Source organism: Desulfurellaceae bacterium (genome assembly GCA_021296095.1).
In the GTDB taxonomy this organism is placed as follows: Bacteria; Desulfobacterota; Binatia; order Bin18; family Bin18; genus JAAXHF01.
This window is the reverse complement of the sequence record JAGWBB010000181.1, coordinates 2,188-2,941: the sequence shown is the minus strand read 5'-3', so window position 1 is coordinate 2,941 and position 754 is coordinate 2,188. Positions and strand designations below refer to the sequence as shown.

The window sequence follows — 754 nt, the reverse complement described above, 5'->3', positions numbered from 1 at the left end:
AAAAAAACCTTCACCTTTTGGATTGACCCGCGCGCCCGCTGGAGCGACGGCCGGCCCATTACCGCCCACGATGTCAAAGCCACCTTCGACGCCATTCTGGCCAGCCCCCGCACCGGCCCGGTCCGGTTGTTTTTGAGCCGTTTTGAGTCGCCCACGGTTGTTGCCGCCGACCAGATCCGTTTCACCGCCAAGCAGGTCCACTGGAACAACCTCAGCACCCTGGGCGGCTTTGCCATCCTGCCCGCCCACCTGTTGGCCGAGACCCCGCTCGACGACCTCAATTTTGAGTTTCCGATTACCTCGGGCCCCTACCGCATAGCCCAGCGCCGGCCCGGTCAGTCCGTCAGCCTGGGTAGGCAGCCGGACTGGTGGCAACGGGCCTTTCAGCGCAACCGACACAAATTCAATTTTGATACGATTCGCTTTCGCTTCTTTGCCCAGCGTCCCAACGCGCTCGAAGCCTTCAAAAAGGGCGAGATCGATGTGTACGCGGTGTATACCTCGCGCATCTGGGTTGAAGAAACCCGGGGCGAGAGGTTCGACAAGAACTGGATCGTCAAACAGCGCGTGTTCAACGCCGCGCCGGTCGGCTTTCAGGGCTTTGCCCTCAACCTGCGCCGGGCGCCCTACGACGACCTGCGCGTCCGCCGGGCGCTGGGCCATTTGATCGACCGCAAACGGATGAACGAGCTGCTGATGTATAACGACTACGCCCTGCACCGCTCGTACTATGAAGACCTGTACACCCGGGCCA

General features: G+C 61.5%; 1 protein-coding gene. It reads left to right on the top strand.

The features are described from left to right. The coding region (locus J4F42_22685) for a hypothetical protein (GenBank protein ID MCE2488330.1) at positions 1-754 on the top strand (754 nt) is incomplete at both ends.